The 467-nt window shown below is 58.5% G+C and carries 1 protein-coding gene; it reads right to left on the reverse strand.

The genetic code is table 11. From position 1 onward, the window contains the following. Positions 1–467, reverse strand: a 467-nt coding sequence (locus I6F28_RS37120; RefSeq protein WP_225143950.1) for an AraC family transcriptional regulator, incomplete at both ends; no start/stop codon positions are given.

Consider the following 467-nt stretch of genomic DNA (forward strand, 5'->3'; position numbering starts at 1 on the left):
TGTGGTCACCGCGCGGAAATGCTGATGAAATGACGAAAGGCTCATGCCTGCCGTCTCGGCAAGCTCATTCACCCTTAAGGGACGAGCAAAGCCTTCGCGGATGATGGCAACGGCACGACCAATTCTCTCAGCGTGGCCATCTGTCTGACCGAGCGCCCGGATTGAGGCTCCGTGCTTGCCGGTCATTAGCCAGAAGTGCATCTCCCTTAGATGCTGCCTCGCCAGGATCGGCATGGCTGAAGGCCGATCGATCAGGCCCATGAGCCTGGCGGCGATGTCCGCGACCTCAGTTTCCGTCGGGTCTACGTTAACGGGCTTCGAGGTCGAAGCTGTCACCGGACCAATTTCCGTACCGAGTTCGCGGATCATGGCGAGGTCGAGTTCGAGAACGAGAGAATAATAGGGAGCAATGCGACTTGCCATCGTGATCTGGCTCACCGTGGGAACGTCGGCGGTGATCAAGAGAC

The organism is Bradyrhizobium sp. NBAIM14 (assembly GCF_020193895.1).
Taxonomy (GTDB): domain Bacteria; phylum Pseudomonadota; class Alphaproteobacteria; order Rhizobiales; family Xanthobacteraceae; genus Bradyrhizobium; species Bradyrhizobium yuanmingense.